Genomic DNA, 21496 nt, shown 5'->3' with positions numbered 1-21496 from the left:
CCTGAACGCATGTGCATGGATGGCCCGTTGCCGCGTCGATCGATTCGACGCGGCAACGCCGCGCTCAATTCGCGTACTTGAACTCCGGCAACGCCTCGAGCGATTTCTTCGTCGCCTCGGGCAGCACGACGCGCCGGTTGTCGATCTGCAGATCGTTGAACGGCACGGCGACCAGATGCTTGCCCATGCCGAGAAAGCCGCCGACAGACAGGATCGCATACGTGGTGCGCTCGGTGTCCGGCGACACGATCAGATCATCGAGCGTGCCGATGTTGTCCTTGTTGCGGTTGTACACGTCCGCGCCCGACAGCTTCGACGCGCGATAGCCGCTCGCGAGCTGCACGACGTCCGTGCGTTTTTCGGTGATCGCCTGCGGCGCGCCTTGCGCGAACGCGCTGCCGCACGTGCCCAACGCGGAAATCAGCGTAATGGCGGCGAGAAGCGATGCGGAAGCGGCCAGCGGTGTGATCTGCGTGTTGCGCATCATCTGTGTTCTCCCGGTTTGGTGTCGTGGCGTTTCGACGGCGCGCAATGCGTGCGCCTTGCCGGTATGCTGCAAATCTCATGCCGCGACTTTAGCTGAGGGAAAGCGGGGCGGATCAGGCCCATAAGTTGCTGCACGCACCGGCGCGCTGCTTGCGCGCGGTGCAATGTCCGGCGCGCGGGCCTCGAATGCCTACACTGGAACCATGAGCAGCAAAGAACGCGTGGAAAGGCAGTTGAAAAAAACACATGCATGACCCTGAGATACCAACCTCCTTGCAGCCACTGAGAACACCTATGTCATCCCCAGCCAGCTACTCGACGCGCATTGCCGAAGGCACGCCTTTTCCGCTCGGCGCGACATGGAATGGCAGTGGCGTCAACTTCGCGTTGTTCTCCGCGCACGCAACCAGAGTCGAACTGTGTCTGTTCGATGAAACTGGCCAACACGAACTCGAACGGATCGAGCTGCCCGAATACACCGACGAGGTATGGCATGTGTTCGTACCGAATCTGAAACCGGGTGCCGTCTATGGATATCGCGTGCATGGTCCCTACGAGCCCGAAAACGGGCATCGCTTCAATCCGAACAAGCTGCTGCTCGATCCATATGCGAAGGCGCACATCGGCGAGCTGAAATGGGCGCCGGAAATTTTCGGCTATACGCTCGGCTCGGAAGAGCTCGACCTGTCATTCGATGAACGCGATAGCGCGCCTTTCGTGCCGAAGTGCAAGGTGGTCGACGCGAATTTTTCGTGGAGCCATCCGGAGCGCAACGCGCTGCCGTGGGAGCGCGTGATTCTCTACGAGACGCACGTGCGCGGCTACACGAAACGTCATCCGCGGGTGCCCGAGCGTCTGCGCGGCACGTTCGCGGGTCTGGCGCAGCAGCCGGTGCTCGACCATATCCGCAGCCTTGGCGTGACCTCGGTCGAGCTGATGCCGATCCAGACTTTCGTCAACGACAGCCATCTGCTCGACAAGGGTCTCACGAACTACTGGGGTTACAACACGATCGGCTTCTTCGCGGCCGATCCGCGCTTTTTCGCGTCATCGACCGAGTCGGTCGGCGAATTCAAGGAGATGGTCGACCGGTTTCACCAGGCCGATCTCGAAGTGATACTCGACGTCGTGTACAACCACACGGCCGAAGGCAACGAGCGCGGCCCGACGGTCTCGTTCAAGGGCATCGACAACGCGTCGTACTACCGGCTGATGCCCGACGAGCCGCGCTACTACATCAACGACACCGGCACCGGCAATACGCTGAACCTGTCGCATCCGCGTGTGCTGCAGATGGTGACCGACAGCCTGCGCTACTGGGTCACCGAAATGAAAGTGGACGGCTTCCGCTTCGATCTCGCGACGATCCTCGGCCGCGAAGATCACGGCTTCGACGAGGGCGGCGGCTTTCTCGACAGCTGCCGCCAGGACCCGGTCCTCTCCAGCATCCGGCTGATCGCCGAGCCGTGGGATTGCGGCCCCGGCGGCTATCAGGTGGGCGGTTTTCCGCCGGGCTGGGCCGAATGGAACGATCGCTTCCGCGACACCGCGCGGGCGTACTGGAAGGGTGACGAGGGCACCGCCGCCGATCTCGCGACGCGCGTCACCGCGTCGGGCGACAAGTTCAATCATCGCGGCCGGCGGCCGTGGGCGAGCGTGAACTTCATCGCCGCGCACGACGGCTTCACGCTGAACGATCTGGTCTCGTACAACGACAAGCACAACGAGGCAAACGGCGAGGACAACCGCGACGGCCATTCGGACAACAAGTCGTGGAACATGGGCGTCGAAGGACCGACCGACGACGCCGACATCCGCCAGCAACGCGAGCGCCAGAAGCGCAATCTGCTCGCGACGCTGCTGCTGTCGCAGGGCACGCCGATGATCCTCGCCGGCGACGAATTCGGCCGCACACAGCAGGGCAACAACAACGCGTATTGCCAGGACAACGAGATCAGCTGGGTAGATTGGGATGCGATCGACGACGACGGCCGCGCGCTGACCGAGTTCGTGCGCAATCTGACCACGTTGCGCCACCGCTTGCCGGTGCTGAGGCGCGGCCGTTTTCTGACTGGCGAATACAACGAGACGCTCGACGTGACCGACACGCGCTGGCTATCGCCGGACGGCACCGACATCACGGGCGAGCAGTGGGCCGATCCGGCGATGCGCTGCTTCGGCCTCGTGATCGACGGCCGTGCGCAGGCGAGCGGCATTCGCCGTCTCGCGTCCGACGCGACCTTGCTGCTGGTGCTGAACGCGTATCACGACGTCGTCAACTTCACGCTGCCCGACATTCCCGAGGGCGATTTTTGGACCTGCCTTGTCGACACCAACATGCCGGTGCGTGCCGAGCTGCCGCAATTCAGCGCGGGCGATGCCTACCAGGTGACCGGCCGCTCGCTGCTGCTGTTCGCGCTCGAAGCGCCGAGTCGCGCGACGCAGCGCGTGTTCGACCGCCTCGAAGAGCAGTTGACTTCCGACGAAGGCGACTCCGCGCCAGGCTAGTCCCGGCTGGCGAGCGACGCCAGCCCCGTTGCAAAAGCGGGCCGCAGCACAGGTACAAGGTTTGCTCCTTCTGTCGTTGACGATACGCACGCGTCTGCGATCTTCGCCACGGCAGGCGCGCGCACGCAAACGGCCAAGCTGGAGTGAACAAATGGAACAGGAACCGAGCGTCGAGGAGCAGATCCGCACGCGCGCCTACTATCTGTGGGAGCAGGCGGCCGAGCCGAAGGGCACGCCCGAGCAATACTGGGAGCAGGCCCGCAGTGAGATCGAAAAGGAGGCACCACCGGTCGAGAGCGGGCCGGTGTCGGGCGATTCGATGAAATAGGCATTGCTCAACGGTATTGAGTAATCAGACTCCGAGCCGGCGAACCGCGTGCGGCTCAGGGACCGTTTTTCCATGCCCGATCTTCGCTCCGCAACATGAACGACACACCCGAGCCGCGCGGCACGAGTGCCACCTCGCGCATTCAGGCGGCCTCCACCGCATTCGGTATCGAGGGCCTCGTCACGTCAGTCCCGGCTGGGCGATGGCGATCTGGTCGCTGGTGCTGTTCGTGGTCGCGGAGCTGGCGGTGGGGCAGGTGGTCGAGCCGCTGCTGTATGGGCGCAGTTCGAGGATGGCCGATAGGAGGTTTTACCGAGCAATCGTTGCTGATGCGTCCCGGCATCGCGGCTTGTTATCCGCCTATTGACCGGCGGGCTTGTCGTGCCCGCCCTTCGACTTGTCCTGCTCCGGCTCGATCTTCGTGGTGCCGCCCGTCGAAGGCGGGTCGCTAGCCGGGAAGCTGTCTTCGACCTGCTTGTCGATCTGCTGCTCGCTCTTTTCCGAGTGCGGATGCTTTTCCTTGTTTGTCGTCATGGTGGCTCCTTGCTCCAGGTTGAACGTCAAGACATTGGATCGCGCGGGTCCACGTGCGCATCGTTACGACGCCGCCGCTTCCGGCGCGCCGATGATCGCGAGCGCGTCGGCCCGCGACAGCCCGCCGCGCATCGCGTCGGAAAGCCGCGCGGTCAGCGCTTCGCGCTCGCAGGCGAACACCGCGTCGACGTGGCCGTCGCGCACGTACAGCGCGATGAACTGGTGACGATCGAAGTCGCCATCGACGACGATCTCATCCCACTCGCTCGCGTGGCCGAGGTATTCGAAGTTCTTGCCGTAGTGATAGGTCCAGAAGAACGGCACGTCGGCATAGCGATTGCGCAAACCGCACATGTTCTGCGCGGCGATGCGCGCATGCTGCTGCGCGACGCGCCAATGCTCGATACGTACCGGCTCCTGGTTCTCATGCAGCGTGAACACGGCGATATCGCCGGCCGCATACAGACCGCACGCGGCGTTCATGCCGGCATTGACGACCACGCCGCCGTCCTTCTGCAATGGCAGTCCTTCGACAAACCCCGTAGCCGGCGCAACCCCCGTGCCCAGCAGCACGACATCGGCCGCGATGGCCTCGCCGCCGGCGAGCATCACCGTATGCACATTGCCTTCCTCGCCCTCGAGCGAGGCGACCTTGGCGTCGAGATGAAACTTCACGCCATTGCTTTCGTGCAGCGCGCGAAGCATCTGGCCCGCGCGCTCGCCAAACTGCTTCGCGAACGGCACCTTGTCGCGCGAAATCACGGTGACGGGCACGCCGTGCTTGCGCAACGCGGACGCGACTTCGAGGCCGATGAAGCTGCTGCCGAGAATCGCGACGCGGGTTTGCGATGCATCGTCGCCGAGCGCGTCGATCAACGCGGCAGCATCGTCGAGGTGTCGAAGCACATGCACGCCGCCGAGTTCGCAGCCGGGCATGTCGGGCACTTTCGGCACGCTGCCGGTCGCGAGCAGCGCGGTGTCGTATTTCAGCGGCTCGATGCTCTGCTCGCTACCACCCGCGCCGGCTTCGAAATGGATCGTGTGCGCAGGCACGTCGAGCCGCGCGACCTTCGCGACGATGCGCTCGATGCCGTGCGTGTGCAGCCAGTCGGGCGGCAGCAGCGGCGGCACGTCGGCGGGCGTCATTTCAAACGAGGGGACGAATTTGCTCAGCGAGGTGCGGTCATAGGGCGCGTGCGCTTCGTCGCCGATCAGCGTGATGCGGCCCTCGAAGCCGAACTCGCGTAACGCGGCACAGGCAGCGGCGCCGGCCGCGCCCGCGCCGATTACCACGTAGTGCTTGTCTTGCGCGGTGGCATCGGGCGGGGATGTGTGCGCCGCCGGTGCCGGCGCTGCGATTTTTTCCGCCGACACGAGCACGTCGTCGCCATCGAGCGTGACCGGGTAGCGATCGAGCGGCAGCAGCGCGGGCGGCTCGAGCACGTTGCCGGTCGCGACGTCGAACGTACCCTTGTGCCATGGGCAGATGATGCGGCCGTGGCACAGTGCGCCCTCTTCGAGCGGGCCCCCGGCATGCGGGCAATCAGGCGAGTAAGCCCGCACGGTGTCGCCATCGCGCACCAGCAGAATCGGCGTGCCGTCCACGATCACGCGCACCGCGCGGTCCGCTGGCAATTCCGGGAGCCGCGCGACGCGGCGGGCAGTCGTGGACATGGTGAGGCCTCGCGCAAGAAAGAGCTCGCGCAGCGCACGCAAACGCGTCGCGAGCGGTGACGGAAGTACGCTTGCCTTCAAGCAGCGATAAGGCAGCAATCGTCGTGCCCGGACGCGTCGGCGGAGTGATGCCGTGAAGCTGCTTGGGAAGATAGGCCGAGTTGCGGTAAATTTCGAGACAGGGGAATTAGCGCGCGAACAGCGGCGTGCGAATTCACAGGCAATGCCTTCCCTGACCGTATGCAACTTTGATGGAGCAGGTGACCGTGCAGCGTGCAGAACGTGTCGCAGTCGATGTGCCGATGCCGTCACGCAACTTCGCGGCGACGCGGCGCATGCTGCTGATCTTGCTGGCCGTGTCGATCGTGTTTCCATTGGCCTGCCTCGTGGGCTATGGCTACTTCGACTACCAGCGCCGCATCTCCGATGCGAACGATATGATCGACCGCATCGCGCGCGTGGCGCAGGAGCAGGCCGTCAAGGTGCTGGATTTGAACCGGCAGATGGCCTCGCGCGTGATCGAGCTGCTCGGCAATTCCGACGACGCGCAGATCCGCGCGCGCGAGCGCGAATTGCACGAGCGTCTGCAGAGCATCGGCGGCGACTTTCCGCAGGTGGCGTCGATCTCGCTGCTCGGCGTGAACGGCCAGTTACTTGCGTCGAGCCTCGCGTATCCGGCGCCGGCGATGACGATCGGCTTGCGCGACGACTTTCTCGCCGCGAAGGCGATGCGTCCGCAGCCGTATTTCTCGCTGCCGATGTTCGGCGCGCTGTCGAAGATCGACGTGTTCACGACCGCGATCGCCCGCACGGGTACGGACGGTCAGTTTCTCGGCGCGGTCACGGTGGCGCTGCGCAACGAATATTTTTCGCGCTTCTATCGCGAGCTGACCAACGGCGATCCGTCGCTCGCGCTCGCGCTGTACCGGCAGGACGGCAATCTGCTGGTGCGCTATCCGCCGTGGCCGGCCGGCGCGCGGCCGTCGATGCACAGCGCGTTCATGTCCGCGTTGCGCGACAAAGAGCTGTTCGGGCACGTGCGTCTGAATTCGACCGTCGACGGTGTCGAGCGGCTGCTCGCGTTTCGCCGTGTCGGCGACTATCCGTTGTATGTGATGAGCGCGTACGCGACGTCGTCGATCATGGCGGCGTGGCGCACGCACTTTATGTTGATCGCGGCGCTGACGGCGGTGCCCTGCATCGCGATCTGGGGGCTCGTACTGTATTCGCTGCGTCAGCTCGAGGCGGAGCGGCGCGCGTGGGAGCGGTGGCAGGGCGAGGTCGCGATGCGTCTGTCGGCCGAGGCGTCGAGCCGGCAACTGCAGCGCATGGGCGCGCTCGGCAATCTGGTCGCGAATGTCGCGCACGATTTCAACAACCTGCTGATGGTGGTGTCGGCGAACACCGAGCTCGCGCGCCTCAAGCATTACAACGATCTCGAGAAGGAAGTGCATGCGGTCGAGCGTGCCACCGCTACGGCCGAAGCGCTGACGCGGCGTCTCTTGAGCGTCGCGCGCAAGCAGCCGCTGAAGCAGGAGCCCGTCGAGCTTGCGCGCTGGCTGCCGGCGGCCGTGCCGCTGATCAACGCGGCGCTCGGCGACACGGTCGAACTGGCGTTGCGCATGCCGGAGAACCTGTGGCAGGTGCTCGTCGATCCGACCGATCTCGAGTTCGCGATCGTGAACATCGCGATGAACGCGCGCGATGCGATGCCGCGCGGCGGACGCTTCGTGATCCGCTGCCAGAACAATCGGCTGGTCAGCAGCGATACGCTGCTGGCGGACGGCGAGTACGTGCTGATCGCCTGTTCCGACGACGGCGAAGGGATGCCCGAATCGGTCGCGCGACGCGCGTTCGAGCCGCTGTTCACGACCAAGCTACGCGGCTCGGGCACCGGCCTCGGGCTCGCCCAGGTACTGTCGATGTCCGAGCAGGCCGGTGGCACCGCGAAGATCGACAGCGTGCTGGGCAGTGGCACGACGGTGCGGATGTTTTTGCCGCGCTATCGTGAGGGCGCCGCGCTGGCCGGCGCCGATGCGCGCCAGCCGCTGCCGACCGCGGCCGGGGCCGTGCTGCTCGTCGAGGACAACGAGGACGTCGCTGCCGGCGTGACCGCGGTGCTCGAAACCTTCGGCTGCGAGGTGCATCACGAGCCGACCGCCGACCAGGCGTTCGACGTGCTGAACGCCGGCGAGCGCTTCGAACTCGTGCTGTCGGACATCCAGATGCCGGGCAAGCTCAACGGTATCGACCTGGCGGAGAAGATCCGCAGCGCGTGGCCGTCGCAGAAGATCGCGCTCATGACCGGTTACGCCGACGAGCTCGACCGCGCGCGTCGGCTCGGCATTGCGATACTCGCGAAGCCGTTCAATATCGACGAACTGCATGCGCTGCTGGCTTGCGGCACCTGAAGCCGCGGCACCGTTCGTCTATCGCGTCCATGGGCTTTTCCTGGCGTGCTGTGCTGCGGCACAGCCCTTGCTGAAAAGAGCGCGAGGTTTGCGCGTGCGGTCACCGCGCGCCCACTTCCTTTCGACACTCTCGACACCGAGGAGAATCGCCATGAAGATCAGACACGCAGTGCTCGTTTCCATCTTGCTCGCGGCTTCGTCGCTCGCAATGGCGCAAGGGGCCGGCGGTGGCGCAGGCGGCGGGGGGCCGGCCGGCAACGACCCGAACACCAACGCCGCGACCTCGACACGCGAGGGCGGCGATGCGGGCGCGACCGGGACGGCCACGCCTTCGACTCACCATCACATGAAGAAGCATTCGAAGTCGAAGAAGCCGATGACCGACTCGACGAATACGCCGGGCGCCGACGCGAGCAGCGATACGAAGGGGCAGTAAGCGCAGCGTATCAAGGCAGAAGGGCGGCTGGAGTCGCGCGTCGGGTGTGACCCGGCGTGTCGGCTCCCGCCGTTTTGTACATAAACGTGATTACTGGCGATTCGCAATCGCTCGCCAGCGGTCAATCCTTTTCCATCGCCGCGTCGTACTTGCCGAGCGCGGCCGCGCCGTTCAGACGCGCGCGCTTGAGCAACGCCTGCTGCGCTTCCTTCACGTTGGCCGGCTGTCCGCGCCACGCATTCAACGGCGGCTCCTGCAACGCGCGCCCGTACGAAAAGCTCAGATTCCACGGCAGCGCGCCGAGCCGGTTCATCGCACTGAGATTGGCGGTAGCCTCCTCGGGCGACTGTCCGCCCGACAGGAACACGAGACCGGGAACCGAAGAGGGCACCGTACGCATCAGCACGCGCACGGTTGCCGCCGCGATATGCGCCGTACTCGACTGCTGCTGATGCTCGGAGCCGGCCAGCACCATGCTCGGCTTCAGCACGATATGTTCGAGCACCACGCGATGCCGATGCAGCGCATGAAACACCTCGTGCAATACGGCCTCGGTGACTTCTGCGCAACGCTCGATCGTGTGCTCGCCGTCCATCAGCACCTCGGGTTCGACGATCGGCACGATGCCGGCTTCCTGGCTGATCGCCGCGTAGCGCGCGAGCGAATCGGCGTTCGCCTCGATCGCGAGCCGGCTCGGCAGGCTCGCCGTGATGTTGTAGACCGCGCGCCACTTCGCGAAGCGCGCGCCTTGCCGCTTGTAATCGGCGAACCGTTTGGCGAGACCGTCGAGGCCTTCGGTGATCTCGTCGCCGGGAGCGAGCGCGAGCGGCACCTTGCCGAGGTCGACCTTGATGCCGGGCACGATGCCGTTTGCCGCGGCCACCTGCGGGAACGGCGTGCCGTCGTCGGCTTTCTGGCCGAGCGTTTCTTCGTAGAGGATCACGCCGCTCACGAACTCGCCGAGGCCGGGCGTCGTCAGGAGCAGGTTGCGATACGCGCGACGATTTTCCTCGGTCGATTCGAGGCCGATCGTCTTGAAGCGTTTGGCGATGGTCGGGCCGCTTTCGTCGGCGGCGAGAAGACCCTTGCCCGGTTGAACCATCGCCTTGACGGTGGCTTGCAGCTCGCTACGGGTGTCCATGAGGTGTGCTCCCTTGGGTAGGCTCCGTTCGATGCGGTGTGCGGAGAAGTGCCGGTGACAGTTTCCTTTGCGTGACGAGTGGGTGCGAAAGCGGGCTTCATTCGCCGAGCAGATGCAACACGATATCGCGCGGCTGCGGGTGACGCCGATGTTCGAACAGATACAGCCCCTGCCATGTGCCGAGCACCATCCTTCCATGCTCGACGGGCACGGACAACTGCACCTGGGTGAGCGCCGTGCGCAGATGCGCGGGCATGTCGTCGGGACCTTCGGTGTCGTGCTCGTAGCGTGTGTCGTCCTCGGGCGCGAGGGTCTCGAAGTAGCGCTGCAGATCTCGCCGCACGGACGGATCGGCATTCTCCTGAATCAGCAGCGACGCCGACGTGTGCCGGCAAAACAGCGTCAGCAGACCGGTACGGATGTCCGTCTCGTCGACGAAGCGGCGCGCGTCGTCGGTAAATTCGATGAGGCCGCGGCCGCGGCCGCGGGCCTGGACACTCAGATGATGGATGACCTGGCGCATGACGGAGCTCGAATCTCAGAGCGACGCGAACGCGTCGTCGATATCCTCGGCGCTGCGTGGCCGCACCACGCGCGCGACCTCGGCGCCGTCGCGCATCAGCACGAGCGTCGGCCACAGCTTGACCTTGAACGAGCGGCCGAGCGGGCGGCCGGGGCCGTCCTCGATCTTCAGATGCCGCAGGCCCGCGTGCGGCGCGAGCGCCTGCCGGATCGATGCCTGCGCGCCCTGGCAATAGCCGCACCAGTCGGTGCCGAATTCGACGACGGTGACGCCGGGCAGCGAGTCCAGCTCAGCGCGGGTCGGTCCTTTCGGGGAATAAGCTGTCGGCGAGGTCATGCGTGCTCCGCTGCTGATCGTGATCTGCCAAGGGTAGCAGCTATGCCGCGGATCGTCAGCGCAGCGGCCGTATGCTGCCGATGCGCGCGGTGTCGCCGCGGCATGTTAAAAAGCGGTGCGCGCGTGCTCGACCGATCGACGCGCCGCGTCATCGCACGGAACCTCGCAAAACATGAACACACGAATCTATCTGCAACATCCGCAACACAAAGACGCTATCGCGGTCACGACCGGCTTCAGCTGGGGCGCGTGCCTGCTCGGCTTCATCTGGGCGCTGTCGAAGAGAATGTGGTTCGCCGCGTTCGTGATGCTAGGCATCAACGTGATCCTGCTCGGCATCGGGCTGTGGGGCGAGACGGCCGATCTGATCGGCTTCGTGCTGTCGATCGTGTTCGCGTTCGCATGCGGCGCGTATGGCAACCGGTGGCACCGCTGGACGCTCGAACAGCGCGGCTACGTCGTGGTGTGATGCGTTCGCGCTGGAGCGGGGATTGCTGCGCGCAGGCATGTGATCGAAGCTGGTTCAATCCGTCATGGAGGTGTTTCATGCTCATTGCATCGGCAGTCGCTGGTCTTTCCGCTGATCGGCTTTGGACGCGCGGCGCGCGGGCGGCCGCGCTGGCTGCATCGTTGGTCATGTTGGCCATCGCGCCGCTCGCGCACGGCGCCGACGCGGCGCCCCCCGCCACGATTGCGGCCACCCCAGCCACGGCAGCCTCCGCCCCCGCCGACGACACCTTCCTGCTGACGATCTTCCTGCGCCACGACGAATCGAAGCCGCTGCCGAAAATCAACGATCAACTGCGCGAGCAGGGCTTCTTCAAGACCTTCCCGCCGCCAGGCATCGAAGTCGTGTCGTGGTACGTGATGATGGGCATCGGGCAGGTCGTGACGCTGCGCGTACCCGCGAGCCGGTTGCGCGAAGTGAACCGCGCGATCGAATCGACCGCGTGGGGCGGCTATCACACCGAGTTCTATCCGACCTACGACTACAAGACGCAGGCGCAGCAAATGCGCGCAACTGAGGGCAAGTAGCGTTGAGCGTGCCAGCAGCTTGCCGCTAACGGCACGCATCGGCACGGCGCGGCGCGAGTCGCCGGATGCATCCGCGCGCGCCTCACGGATTTGGGACAGCTCTTAGCGGGTTTACGCAAGCCGCGCTCCGGGTCGATAATGCCCCGGTCGTTCCGGCCCCCTGCCTGCGACGCCTAACGTGCCTTCGAGCGCTTCGCTGCGTATCGAGGCCCGCTCCACCTGACCCACCGCCCCCGTGTTGAAAACTGCGCGTTTTTTCGACCTGCTTCGCATTCCTGGCTTCAAGCCGCTCGCCGCCGCCACCCTGATGCTCGGTGTGGCGATGTCCTTCACCGCACCGTATCTGTCTCTGTTCGGCATCGAACGCGCCGGCATGACGCCGTTCCGGCTCGGCGTATTCATGACGCTGATCGCCGCGAGCGGCGTGCTCGCGAGCACGGTGGCGGGGCGCTGGAGCGACCGGAGCGGGCGGCATCGACCGTTATTGCTGGCGGCGCTCATCGCAGCCGCGCTCGGCTACCTGTGTCTGTGCGTGGTGCGCGATTACCGGCTGCTGCTCGTGGTCGGCATCGTGTTCATCGGCGCGGGCGGTTCGGCGATTTCGATGGTGTTCTCGTTCAGCCGCGCGGCGCTGCCGGTGCCCGACCCTGCCGAGCGCGTGTTCGCGAGCGCGACGCTGCGTACGATCCTCTCCGCCGCATGGGTGTTCGGGCCGGCGGTCGGCGCGCTGGTGCTCGCCGCGACGAGCTTCACCGGACTCTTCCTGTTCGCGGCCGCCAGCTTCGCGACCTGCGGCTTCATCGTCTGGCGCATGCAGGAGCCGCAGAGCCATCTCGGCGATCACACGGTCGAGGACACCGCGTCGGAGCCGTCCGCGTCGATCACGGTGCCGCCGCTGAGGCAGCCCGGCGAGGACGCGCACGAAACGCTGCCGGTCGCGTCGGCGAACGACATCCTGCGCTCGGTGACCGCGCTGACCTTGCTCGGCCTCGCCGCGAACGCGACGATGATCGTACTGCCGCTGTACATCGTGCATGGGCTCAACGGCACGCATCTCGACGTGTCGGTGATGCTCGGTCTCGGCGCGCTGACCGAGATCCCGATGATGCTCGCGCTCGGCGCGAAGTCGTCGTCGCTGCACAAGCCGAACTGGCTTGCCGCGTGCGCGGCCGTGCATGCGGTGTACTTCGTCGCGATGTCGCTGGCCGGCAACGTCAGCGTGCTGATCCCGATGCAGATGCTGAACGCGTTCGTGGTCGCCGTGACCTCGTGCCTCGGCATGACCTACGTGCAGGATCTGATGCCGCATTCGCCCGGGCGCGCGACCGCGCTGTTCTTCAATGCGGCGCGGGTCGGCTCGATCCTGTCGGGCGTGCTGTCGGGGCTGCTCGTGCAGGCGTTCAGCTATCGCGGCACGTTCCTGTTCTGCGGACTGCTGGGGCTGTGCGCGCTGGTGCTGTTCGCGGTGCCCGGCTATCGCTATCCGCTGATGTGGCGCGCGGTCAAGCGCTTCGCGGCCGAGCAATACGCGAAGCTGGCCGCCCGCCGCGGCACGCGCGTGCCCGAGCGTAGCGAATGACACGTGAGCCCGCCGGGTTCGGTTTCGTGCGGATGCGGCGCGCCTCCAGTTGCGTGGAACTTTGAGCCGCGCTGCGCCTCTGCAAAAAAGTGCGGCTTGCTTCGATACATGCGGCGTAGCTCGCGACACAGCGCCTATGCTTAAGGGCAGCCACGCCGCCGCAACACGACGACCGGAAAATCGGGCAGCGCAACGCAGCATCTTTCGGAGCGAGCCATGCAGCTAGGCATGATTGGATTGGGACGAATGGGCGCCGACATGGTGCGGCGCCTGACCAGGGGAGCTCAGCAGTGCATCGTCTACGACGTGCAGCCGGCGGCGGTCGACAGGCTGAAGCAGGAAGGCGTGGCCGGCGCGAGCTCGCTCGAAGAGCTCGTCGCGAAGCTCGACAAGCCGCGCGCCGTGTGGCTGATGGTGCCCGCCGCCGTGGTCGACGCGACGCTCGAGAAGCTCGTGCCGCTGCTCGAGCCGGGCGACGTCGTGATCGACGGCGGCAACTCCTACTACCACGACGACATCCGCCGCGGCCAGCAACTCGGCGCGCGCCAGCTTCACTACGTGGACGTCGGCACGAGCGGCGGCGTCGCGGGGCGCGAGCGCGGCTACTGCCTGATGATCGGCGGCGAGGCTGAGGTCGTCAAACGGCTCGAACCGATCTTCTCGACGTTGGCGCCCGGCGCGGGCACGCAGAGCGCGACACCGGGCCGCGCGGCGGGCGCGAGCACCGCTGAGCAGGGCTTTCTGCATTGCGGCCCGCAAGGCGCGGGGCATTTCGTCAAGATGGTTCATAACGGCATCGAGTATGGGCTGATGGCCGCCTACGCCGAGGGTCTGAACGTGCTGCGCCACGCCGACGCCGGCCGGCACGCGCGCGAGGCCGATGCGGAGACCTCGCCGCTGCGCCGTCCCGAGCTGTATCAATACGATCTGAATCTCGCGGATATCGCCGAGGTCTGGCGGCGCGGCAGTGTGATCGGCTCGTGGCTGCTCGACCTGATCGCCGGCTCGCTCGCCAGCGACACCGAACTGAAAGGCTACGCGGGCCGCGTATCGGATTCGGGCGAGGGGCGCTGGACCGTCACGGCGGCCATCGACGAAGGTGTGCCGACACCGGTGCTCAGCGCGGCGCTGTTCGCGCGCTTCAGTTCACGCGGAGAAGCCGATTTCGCGAATCGCGTGCTGTCGGCGATGCGGCACGATTTCGGCGGCCACGCGGAAAAACCCGTCGCGCCGGACGGCGGGCTGAAGTAGCCGAGGCCATCCACGCGTCCGCTATCACGCCGATCCGTCCCGCCGAACTTGCCACAAGGAACCCCGATGCCAGTCAGCTCCGCCACGCCGCACGACGTCGTGTTTCTGTTCGATTGCGACAACACGCTGCTCGACAACGATCACGTGCTGCAGGATCTGCGCGCGCACATGATGGGCCAGTTCGGCGAAGAGAACAGTGCGCGCTATTGGGAAATCTTCGAGAACCTGCGCACCGAACTCGGTTACGCCGACTACCTCGGCGCGCTGCAGCGCTACCGGACCGAGCATCCACGCGACACGCGCCTGCTGTTGATGTCGTCGTTCCTGATCGAGTATCCGTTTGCGAACCGGCTCTATCCGGGTGCGCTCGACGCGCTGCGGCATCTCGGCAAGCACGGGCCGACGGTGATCCTGTCGGATGGCGACGTCGTGTTCCAGCCGCGCAAGATTTCGCGCTCGGGCTTGTGGGACGAAGTCGACGGGCGCGTGCTGATCTACATCCACAAGGAGTTGATGCTCGACCAGGTGATGGAATGCTATCCGGCGCGCCATTACGTGATGGTCGACGACAAGCTGCGAATTCTGAGCGCGATGAAGAAGGCATGGGGCGCGGAGCTGACCACCGTGTTCCCGCGCCAGGGACACTATGCGTTCGATGCGAAGGAGATCGCGAGCAATCCGCCCGCGGACGTGACGGTCGGGCGGATCGGCGAGTTGGCGGAGATCGACGTGGAAACGCTGTTGCGTAGCGCGAAGGGCAACTAGGCGGCGCCGCGCGCGTGGTGCGGGCGCCGTTTCATGGGTGACATCGCGGGCTCACGCGCCCAGCGCTTTCAGGCGCGCCTGGGTATCGGCCGCGCCCATCCGTGCGGCGGCATCGGCCGCGCTGACGCCGTTCGCGTCGCGCGCATGCGGGTCCGCGCCGTGCGCAAGCAGCAGATCGACGATCGCGGTGCGGTTGAACATCGCCGCGATCATCAGCGCGGTACGGCCATCGGGCGATGCGCCTTCGACGTCGGCGCCATGCGCGAGCAAGGTTTCGATCACCTTGTCGAAGCCCTTGAACGCGGCGCCCGCGATCGGCGTCTGGCCCGCGTCGTTGCGCAGGTTCGCATCGGCGCCCCGGTCGAGCAGCGTGCGCACCGCGTCGACGTGGCCGTGGTAGCTCGCGAGCATCAGCAGGCTGTCGCCACGCTCGTTGCGCAAATTCGGCGGCACGCCTTTCTCGATGACGGCCGCAAGCATCGTCGCATCGCCGCGCCGCGCGAGGTCGAAGACTTCGCGCGCGAGCGCCTGCAATTCGGGATCGGGTTGCGATGCGGGCGGGTTGTCGGTGTGGTCGGTCAAGGCACTCTCCTTGCGATGAATGAGCGGCGTGTTGCCAATGCCGCGCCCGGTCTTTCAGCGAGCATACACATTCCGTGGCGCTCGCGTTCGCACGCTGGCAGCCGCGCCGCTGTGCTAGACGTGGCTGAACAGCTTGACCAGCAGCCCGAATATGCCGATCGGTATGGCGACAGCCAGGCATGTGAACACGAGCGTAAGGACCAGGACCACGAGCACTTTGAGCGCACTGGGAGATGTCGACATGGCGGCCATTGACCTGAGACAGGAAATCACGAAAAGAAAGCAGACAGCGCAAGGAGTTGCAGCACGAATGCCACATTCAGCGCGACATACTGCGAGTGGTAGAAAGCATTCGCCCCCGTTTGAGCAGCTTAGGACATTCGACTCGCACCGCCCCGCTTCGTTTCGAGTGCGCCGCATCATCCGCCAACCAGCCTGACAGTTCTTTTCGAGGAGTGACGCCATGGCCGAAGCAACCTCGCATCCCACCCCACCGCAAGTTCTGGACCCCAATACGCTGCGCAACCTCGATCGCTACTGGCGCGCATGCAATTACCTGTCGGTCGGCATGATCTATCTGCGCGACAACCCGTTGCTGCGCAAACCGCTGAAGGCCGAGCACATCAAGAACCGGCTGCTCGGCCACTGGGGCTCCGACGCCGGCCAGAGCTTCGTGCTCGTGCATCTGAACCGGCTGATCCGCAAACACGATCTCGACGTGATCTTTCTGTCCGGCCCCGGTCACGGCGCCCCCGCGAGCCTCGCGCACTGCTACCTGGAAGGCCACTACTCGGAAATTTATCCGGACCGCAGCGAGGACGAAGCCGGTATGCGGCGCTTTTTCCGGCAATTCTCGTTCCCGGGCGGCATCGGTTCGCATTGCACGCCCGAAACGCCGGGCTCGATTCACGAAGGGGGCGAACTCGGCTACAGCTTGTCGCACGGCTACGGCGCCGCGTTCGACAACCCCGAGCTGATCGTCACCGTGATGATCGGCGACGGCGAAGCGGAAACCGGCCCGCTCGCCACGTCGTGGCATTCGAACAAATTCCTGAACCCGATCCGCGACGGCGCGGTGTTGCCGGTGCTGCATCTGAACGGCTACAAGATCGCCAACCCGACGCTGCTCGCGCGCATTCCGCGTGAGGAACTCGAAGCATTGATGGTCGGCTACGGGCACAAGCCGTATTTCGTCGAAGGCGACGATCCCGACACGATGCATCAGCAGATGGCCGCGACGCTCGAACAATGCATCGGCGAAATTCGCGCGATCCAGCAGCATGCGCGGCAGAACAACGACACCACGCGGCCGCGCTGGCCGATGATCGTGCTGCGCTCGCCGAAGGGCTGGACCGGGCCGAAGGAAGTCGACGGTCACAAGGTGGAAGGCTCGTGGCGCTCGCATCAGGTGCCGGTGGCCGATGCGGTGAGCAATCGCAAGAGTCTGCAGATCGTCGAAGATTGGCTGCGCAGCTACGGCCCCGAAACGCTGTTCGATGCGAACGGCCGGCTCGTCGAAGAACTGCGCGCGCTCGCGCCCGAGGGCGCGCGCCGCATCAGCGCGAATCCGCACGCGAACGGCGGACTGTTATGCAAGATGCTCGACATGCCGCCGTTCCGCGACTACGCGGTGGCCGTGAAGAAACCGGCGGCGGCGTATACGTCGCCGACCGCGGTGCTCGGCACGTTCCTGCGCGACGTGATGCGCAACAACATGTCGAACTTCCGGCTGTTCGGTCCCGACGAAACTTCGAGCAACAAGCTGCACGCGGTCTATGAAGCGTCGGGCAAGACCTGGCTCGCCGCGCTCGAACCGGGCGACGCCGACGGCGGCGAACTGTCGCCCGATGGCCGCGTGATGGAAATGCTCAGCGAGCACACGCTCGAAGGCTGGTTGGAAGGCTATGCGCTGACAGGCCGTCACGGACTCTTCGCGACCTACGAAGCGTTCGTGCACGTGATCGACTCGATGTTCAACCAGCACGCGAAGTGGCTCGAAAAAGCCAAGCGCGAGCTCGGCTGGCGGCAGCCGGTGCCGTCGCTCAATCTGCTGATCACGTCGATCGTGTGGCGCCAGGATCACAACGGTTTCACGCATCAGGACCCCGGTTTTCTCGACGTGGTCACGAACAAGAGCCCGGACGTCGTGCGCATCTATCTGCCGCCCGACGCGAACTGTCTGCTGAGCGTCGCCGATCACTGCCTGCGCTCGCGCGACTACGTGAACGTGATCGTGTCCGACAAGCAGCCGCATCTGGACTATCTCGACATGGACGCGGCCGTCACGCATTGCACCAAGGGCATCGGCATCTGGGACTGGGCGTCGACCGATCAGGGCGTCGAGCCCGACGTCGTGATCGCGTGCGCGGGCGACATCGCGACGATGGAAGCGCTCGCCGCCGTGCAGATCCTGAAGGAGCGCTGCCCGACGCTGAAGATCCGCTTCGTCAACGTGGTCGATCTGTTCCGCCTGATGCCCGAGCATGCGCATCCGCATGGACTGTCCGACCGCGATTTCGATTCGCTGTTTACGACCAGCAAGCCGGTGATCTTCAACTTCCACTCGTATGCGGCGCTCGTGCACAAGCTCACGTACAACCGTCAGAATCACGGAAACATGCACGTGCATGGCTATAACGAGAAGGGCAACATCAATACCCCGCTCGAACTCGCGATCGTCAACGGCGTCGACCGCTTCACGCTGGCGATCGATGCGATCGATCGCGTGCCGTCGCTGCGCGGCGTCGGCGATCATACGAAGGAGTGGCTGCGCGGGCAGATCATCGAGCATCTCGCGTATGCGCACGAGGAAGGGATAGACAAGGAGGAAATCCGCAACTGGACGTGGAAAGGCTGAGCGAGGAGGCGCCATGCACGACCACGATCAGGAACGGACGATCCTCGTGCTGAACAGCGGGTCGTCATCGCTGAAGTTCGGGCTGTTCGCCCATTCGGCCAACGACGAAACACTGTTGCTCGAAGGCGCGGCTGCAAGCGGGCGGGAGCTGACCCGCCTGACTGAGGTCAGCCCTTGCGGACGACGGTCCGGTCCGCGACTGAAGTGACGCCGAACAGACGCGTCACGTCTTCGAGCATCGCGGCGCGTTGTGCTTCGCGCTGAAGCTCGCCCGACAGCGTGATGCGCCCCCGCGCGACCTTCACGCGCACGGCGCGCGGCGGCACGGCCGAATCCCACGCGAGACGGCGCGCCGCTTCGGCGGCGATCTGTGCGTCGGTCAGGCGGGCGGATTCGCTCGATCTCGAGCTTGTGGACCGCATGGCGTCTCCGCGAAACAGAATGTCGATCAACTCACACTAGCAGATGTGGCGGGTTTTGCCGGCGTGCGCGCTTCGCCGGCAGCGCAGATTCGCTCGCCGCGCCGGGCTCGCCACGTTTATCATAGTGCCCACCTGACAGAACGCGCCGTCCAGCCGCGAACGGCGCGCGCATCTTCCACGAGACCTCGCAATCCCATGAATTCGACTCCCGACGCTCCTTCCCGACCCTCGCTGCGCGCGCTGACCGCGCTCGAAGGCCGTGTTCTCGGCGTGCTCGTCGAAAAACAGCACACGGTACCCGACAGTTATCCGTTGTCGCTGAACGCGCTGACGCTCGGCTGCAATCAGAAGACCGGCCGCGCGCCAGTGATGAGCGCGACCGAGGCCGAGGTGCTGACCGCCGTCGACGGCCTGAAACGCCTGAGCCTCGTGTTCGAGGGCAGCAGCAGCCGCGTGCCGCGCTTCGAGCACAACATGAACCGCGTGCTCGGGCTGCCGGGGCAGTCGATCGCGCTGCTGACCACGCTGCTGCTGCGCGGCGCGCAAACGGCCGCCGAATTGCGCCTGAACAGCGCGCGCCTGCATGGCTTCGCCGATATTTCGTCGGTCGAGGCGTTTCTCGACGAGCTGGCCGCGAACGATCCGCCTCGCGTCGTCCGGCTGCCGCGCATGGCGGGCGAGCGTGAGAATCGCTGGATGCATCTGTTGTGCGGCGAGGTCAGCATCACCGAAGCCGCGCAGTCCGCGCTCGCCGAGGACGACAGCGTGCCGCTGTCGGCATTCGATGCGCTGAAGGCCGAGCAGAAGCGTCTCGCCGATGAAGTCAGCCGTCTGCAGGCCGTCGTGCGGCGCATGGCGACCGAGCTGGGTATCAGCGCGGACGATCTGTGATCTGAAACGGAAACGAAAGCGAAGGCGAAGGCGCGCCCGGCCGCCTGTTTCACGCATCACGCCGACGCGGCCTGTCCGCCAGCAACGTACGCTGCGTGCGATAGAAGATCCGCGGCGGCACGTTCGGCGAGTCTTCGGCGAGACGGTCGAGTTCGGTACGGATCCCGGTGAGGTAGTGCGCTTCGCGCGCATCGGGGTCGCCGGCAAACACCGCTTCGAGCCGCCGACGCACCGCGCCATAGCGCGCACCGGCCGCGCGATGCTTCTCGGCACGCTCCGCATAGCGCAGGAACGTCTGCAACGCGGCCGACAGCGCCGCCGCCACGCTGACGAGCCCAACGACTATCCGCATCTCGATCGACACCGGCGGCGCGCTCAACGACGCGAACACCGCCGTGCCGACGAACGCGGTCAGCGCGGTCACGAGCCAGCCCATGCGGCGCTCGCGCGCCGACAGCAGATCCGCCATGTCGTAATGGCTCATCTGCGATTCGCGCGCGCGGCGAATCCATTTCAACAGCAGCTCGGTTTCGTCGACGGGCGGCTCGTAGGCGGGCAGGGTCGTCATCGTTCAGCGTTCGGCACGCGCATCAATCGTAGGAAAACGAGCTGCCGAACTTCTCGATCCGCTCCAGCGCCATGCCCGAGCCGCGTACCACGCAGGTCAGCGGTGCCTCTGCAACGAACACCGGCAGGCCGGTTTCCTCGGCGAGCAGACGGTCGAGGTCGCGCAGCAGCGCGCCGCCACCCGCGAGCGTGATGCCGCGCTCGGCGATGTCCGCGCCGAGTTCCGGTGGCGTCTGTTCCAGCGCGATCTTCACCGACGACACGATCTGATTCAGCGGATCGGTCAGCGCTTCGAGGATTTCGTTGCTCGACACCGTGAAGCTGCGCGGAATGCCCTCGGACATGTTGCGGCCTTTGACTTCCATCTCCATGACCTCGGAGCCCGGAAACGCGGAGCCGATTTCCTTCTTGATCGCCTCGGCGGTCTGCTCGCCGATCAGCATGCCGTAGTTGCGGCGGATGTAGTTGACGATGGCGTCGTCGAACTTGTCGCCGCCGACGCGCACCGAGCCTTTGTACACAATGCCGCCGAGCGAGATCACGCCGACCTCGGTGGTGCCGCCGCCGATATCGACGACCATCGAACCGGTTGCATCCGACACCGGCAGGCCGGCGCCCGTCGCCGCGGCCATCGGTTCCTCGATCAGATAGACCTGCGAGGCGCCCGCGCTATGCGCGGCCTCCTTGATCGCGCGGCGCTCGACCTGGGTCGAACCGCACGGCACGCAGATGATGATGCGCGGCGATGGCGCAAACAGCCGCGACTCGTGCGCCATCTGGATGAAGCGCTTGATCATTTGCTGGGTGATGTTGAAATCGGCGATCACGCCGTCTTTCATTGGGCGGATCGCCTCGATGTTGCCCGGTACCTTGCCGAGCATCTGCTTCGCTTCGCGGCCCACGGCGAGGATGATCTTCTTGCCGTTCGGCCCGCCTTCCTGGCGGATCGACACGACCGACGGCTCGTCGAGAACGATGCCCTTGCCGCGCATGTAGATCAGCGTGTTCGACGTACCGAGGTCGATTGCCAGGTCGTTGGAAAAGTAGCCGCGCAGAAAACCGAACATGCGTATTCCTGTCTTTGCGAAGGCGGGCGCGTGAGCGCCGCCGGGAGCTTGTCGGGGTCTGCCGCTTGCACGCGGCGGGCGGCCAGAGCGGCCGCGCGACAGC

General features: G+C 65.5%; 23 protein-coding genes. 13 read left to right on the top strand and 10 right to left on the bottom strand.

The features are described from left to right. Positions 1-64: 64 nt before the first annotated feature. Complete coding sequence (locus HDG33_RS25385; protein WP_184035189.1) at positions 65-487, bottom strand: PRC-barrel domain-containing protein; 423 nt, start codon at positions 485-487, stop codon at positions 65-67. Between the two features lie 293 nt (positions 488-780). Between HDG33_RS25385 and glgX the strand changes: the two genes are divergently transcribed. The 3 genes from glgX (at position 781) to HDG33_RS25370 (ending at position 3689) form a co-directional block, all read left to right on the top strand. Next, positions 781-2994 (top strand): glycogen debranching protein GlgX, encoded by a 2214-nt coding sequence (gene glgX, locus HDG33_RS25380; RefSeq protein ID WP_184035186.1) that lies wholly within the window; start codon positions 781-783, stop codon positions 2992-2994. A 151-nt stretch (positions 2995-3145) separates the two neighbouring features. Next, entirely contained in the window at positions 3146-3322 is a 177-nt protein-coding gene (locus HDG33_RS25375; protein WP_184035182.1) for a DUF2934 domain-containing protein, read from the top strand. A gap of 202 nt (positions 3323-3524) precedes the next feature. Next, positions 3525-3689 (top strand): hypothetical protein, encoded by a 165-nt coding sequence (locus HDG33_RS25370; protein WP_184035548.1) that lies wholly within the window; start codon positions 3525-3527, stop codon positions 3687-3689. On the opposite strand, the gene HDG33_RS25365 is transcribed toward HDG33_RS25370, so the two are convergent. After that, the gene (locus HDG33_RS25365; protein ID WP_184035179.1) at positions 3683-3856 is read right to left on the bottom strand and encodes a hypothetical protein; all 174 of its coding nucleotides are present in this window, start codon (positions 3854-3856) and stop codon (positions 3683-3685) included. The genes HDG33_RS25370 and HDG33_RS25365 overlap by 7 nt on opposite strands. Positions 3857-3919: 63 nt before the next feature. Then, complete coding sequence (locus HDG33_RS25360; protein WP_184035176.1) at positions 3920-5530, bottom strand: FAD-dependent oxidoreductase; 1611 nt, start codon at positions 5528-5530, stop codon at positions 3920-3922. 266 nt (positions 5531-5796) lie between these two features. Here HDG33_RS25360 and HDG33_RS25355 point away from each other — a divergent pair, with 266 nt between their 5' ends. After that, the gene (locus HDG33_RS25355) at positions 5797-7941 is read left to right on the top strand and encodes a response regulator (protein ID WP_311548382.1); all 2145 of its coding nucleotides are present in this window, start codon (positions 5797-5799) and stop codon (positions 7939-7941) included. Positions 7942-8092: 151 nt separating this feature from the next. Continuing rightward, positions 8093-8377 (top strand): hypothetical protein, encoded by a 285-nt coding sequence (locus tag HDG33_RS25350; protein ID WP_184035170.1) that lies wholly within the window; start codon positions 8093-8095, stop codon positions 8375-8377. 121 nt (positions 8378-8498) lie between these two features. Here the strand turns inward: HDG33_RS25350 and HDG33_RS25345 are convergent, their stop codons facing one another. The 3 genes from HDG33_RS25345 to HDG33_RS25335 all read right to left on the bottom strand — a co-directional run bounded on the left by HDG33_RS25345 (position 8499) and on the right by HDG33_RS25335 (position 10377). Beyond that, entirely contained in the window at positions 8499-9518 is a 1020-nt protein-coding gene (locus HDG33_RS25345; protein ID WP_184035168.1) for a class I fructose-bisphosphate aldolase, read from the bottom strand. Between the two features lie 97 nt (positions 9519-9615). Further along, positions 9616-10041, bottom strand: coding sequence for a secondary thiamine-phosphate synthase enzyme YjbQ (locus HDG33_RS25340; RefSeq protein WP_184035165.1), 426 nt, complete (start codon positions 10039-10041; stop codon positions 9616-9618). A 15-nt stretch (positions 10042-10056) separates the two neighbouring features. Beyond that, the gene (locus HDG33_RS25335; protein WP_090809954.1) at positions 10057-10377 is read right to left on the bottom strand and encodes a thioredoxin family protein; all 321 of its coding nucleotides are present in this window, start codon (positions 10375-10377) and stop codon (positions 10057-10059) included. Positions 10378-10549: 172 nt separating this feature from the next. On the opposite strand from HDG33_RS25335, the gene HDG33_RS25330 reads away from it, so the two are divergent. From HDG33_RS25330 to HDG33_RS25310, 5 genes are all read left to right on the top strand, one after another. Next, entirely contained in the window at positions 10550-10846 is a 297-nt protein-coding gene (locus HDG33_RS25330; RefSeq protein ID WP_184035162.1) for a DUF2628 domain-containing protein, read from the top strand. Positions 10847-10923: 77 nt separating this feature from the next. After that, entirely contained in the window at positions 10924-11412 is a 489-nt protein-coding gene (locus HDG33_RS25325; protein ID WP_184035160.1) for a hypothetical protein, read from the top strand. A 235-nt stretch (positions 11413-11647) separates the two neighbouring features. After that, positions 11648-12991 (top strand): sugar efflux transporter, encoded by a 1344-nt coding sequence (locus HDG33_RS25320; protein WP_184035158.1) that lies wholly within the window; start codon positions 11648-11650, stop codon positions 12989-12991. Between the two features lie 216 nt (positions 12992-13207). Continuing rightward, positions 13208-14242 carry a phosphogluconate dehydrogenase (NAD(+)-dependent, decarboxylating) gene (gene gnd, locus HDG33_RS25315; protein ID WP_184035155.1) on the top strand — a complete coding sequence of 345 codons (1035 nt, stop codon included), beginning with the start codon at positions 13208-13210 and terminating at the stop codon, positions 14240-14242. Positions 14243-14308: 66 nt separating this feature from the next. Continuing rightward, entirely contained in the window at positions 14309-15007 is a 699-nt protein-coding gene (locus HDG33_RS25310; protein ID WP_184035152.1) for an HAD family hydrolase, read from the top strand. A gap of 51 nt (positions 15008-15058) precedes the next feature. On the opposite strand, the gene HDG33_RS25305 is transcribed toward HDG33_RS25310, so the two are convergent. Beyond that, a complete protein-coding gene (locus HDG33_RS25305; protein WP_184035149.1) occupies positions 15059-15589 on the bottom strand; it encodes an ankyrin repeat domain-containing protein in 531 nt (176 codons plus the stop codon). Positions 15590-16052: 463 nt separating this feature from the next. On the opposite strand from HDG33_RS25305, the gene HDG33_RS25300 reads away from it, so the two are divergent. Beyond that, positions 16053-18446, top strand: a complete 2394-nt coding sequence (locus HDG33_RS25300; protein WP_184035146.1) for a phosphoketolase — start codon at positions 16053-16055, stop codon at positions 18444-18446. Between the two features lie 13 nt (positions 18447-18459). Next, complete coding sequence (locus tag HDG33_RS38395; RefSeq protein ID WP_409259066.1) at positions 18460-18654, top strand: hypothetical protein; 195 nt, start codon at positions 18460-18462, stop codon at positions 18652-18654. Here HDG33_RS38395 and HDG33_RS25290 read toward each other — a convergent pair. Continuing rightward, positions 18614-18868, bottom strand: coding sequence for a BON domain-containing protein (locus HDG33_RS25290; RefSeq protein WP_184035143.1), 255 nt, complete (start codon positions 18866-18868; stop codon positions 18614-18616). The genes HDG33_RS38395 and HDG33_RS25290 overlap by 41 nt on opposite strands. Positions 18869-19063: 195 nt before the next feature. Here HDG33_RS25290 and HDG33_RS25285 point away from each other — a divergent pair, with 195 nt between their 5' ends. Continuing rightward, positions 19064-19759, top strand: coding sequence for a YceH family protein (locus HDG33_RS25285; protein WP_184035140.1), 696 nt, complete (start codon positions 19064-19066; stop codon positions 19757-19759). Between the two features lie 49 nt (positions 19760-19808). Here the strand turns inward: HDG33_RS25285 and HDG33_RS25280 are convergent, their stop codons facing one another. Continuing rightward, on the bottom strand, positions 19809-20327 hold the full coding sequence (locus tag HDG33_RS25280) for an SLATT domain-containing protein (RefSeq protein ID WP_184035137.1): 519 nt from the start codon (positions 20325-20327) through the stop codon (positions 19809-19811). A 22-nt stretch (positions 20328-20349) separates the two neighbouring features. Continuing rightward, on the bottom strand, positions 20350-21393 hold the full coding sequence (locus HDG33_RS25275) for a rod shape-determining protein (protein WP_013091688.1): 1044 nt from the start codon (positions 21391-21393) through the stop codon (positions 20350-20352). Positions 21394-21496: the final 103 nt, after the last annotated feature.

Source organism: Paraburkholderia sp. Cpub6 (assembly GCF_014201065.1).
In the GTDB taxonomy this organism is placed as follows: Bacteria; Pseudomonadota; Gammaproteobacteria; order Burkholderiales; family Burkholderiaceae; genus Paraburkholderia; species Paraburkholderia tuberum.
Note: the sequence above shows the minus strand (reverse complement) of the source record. Positions and strands in the feature narration are given on the sequence as shown.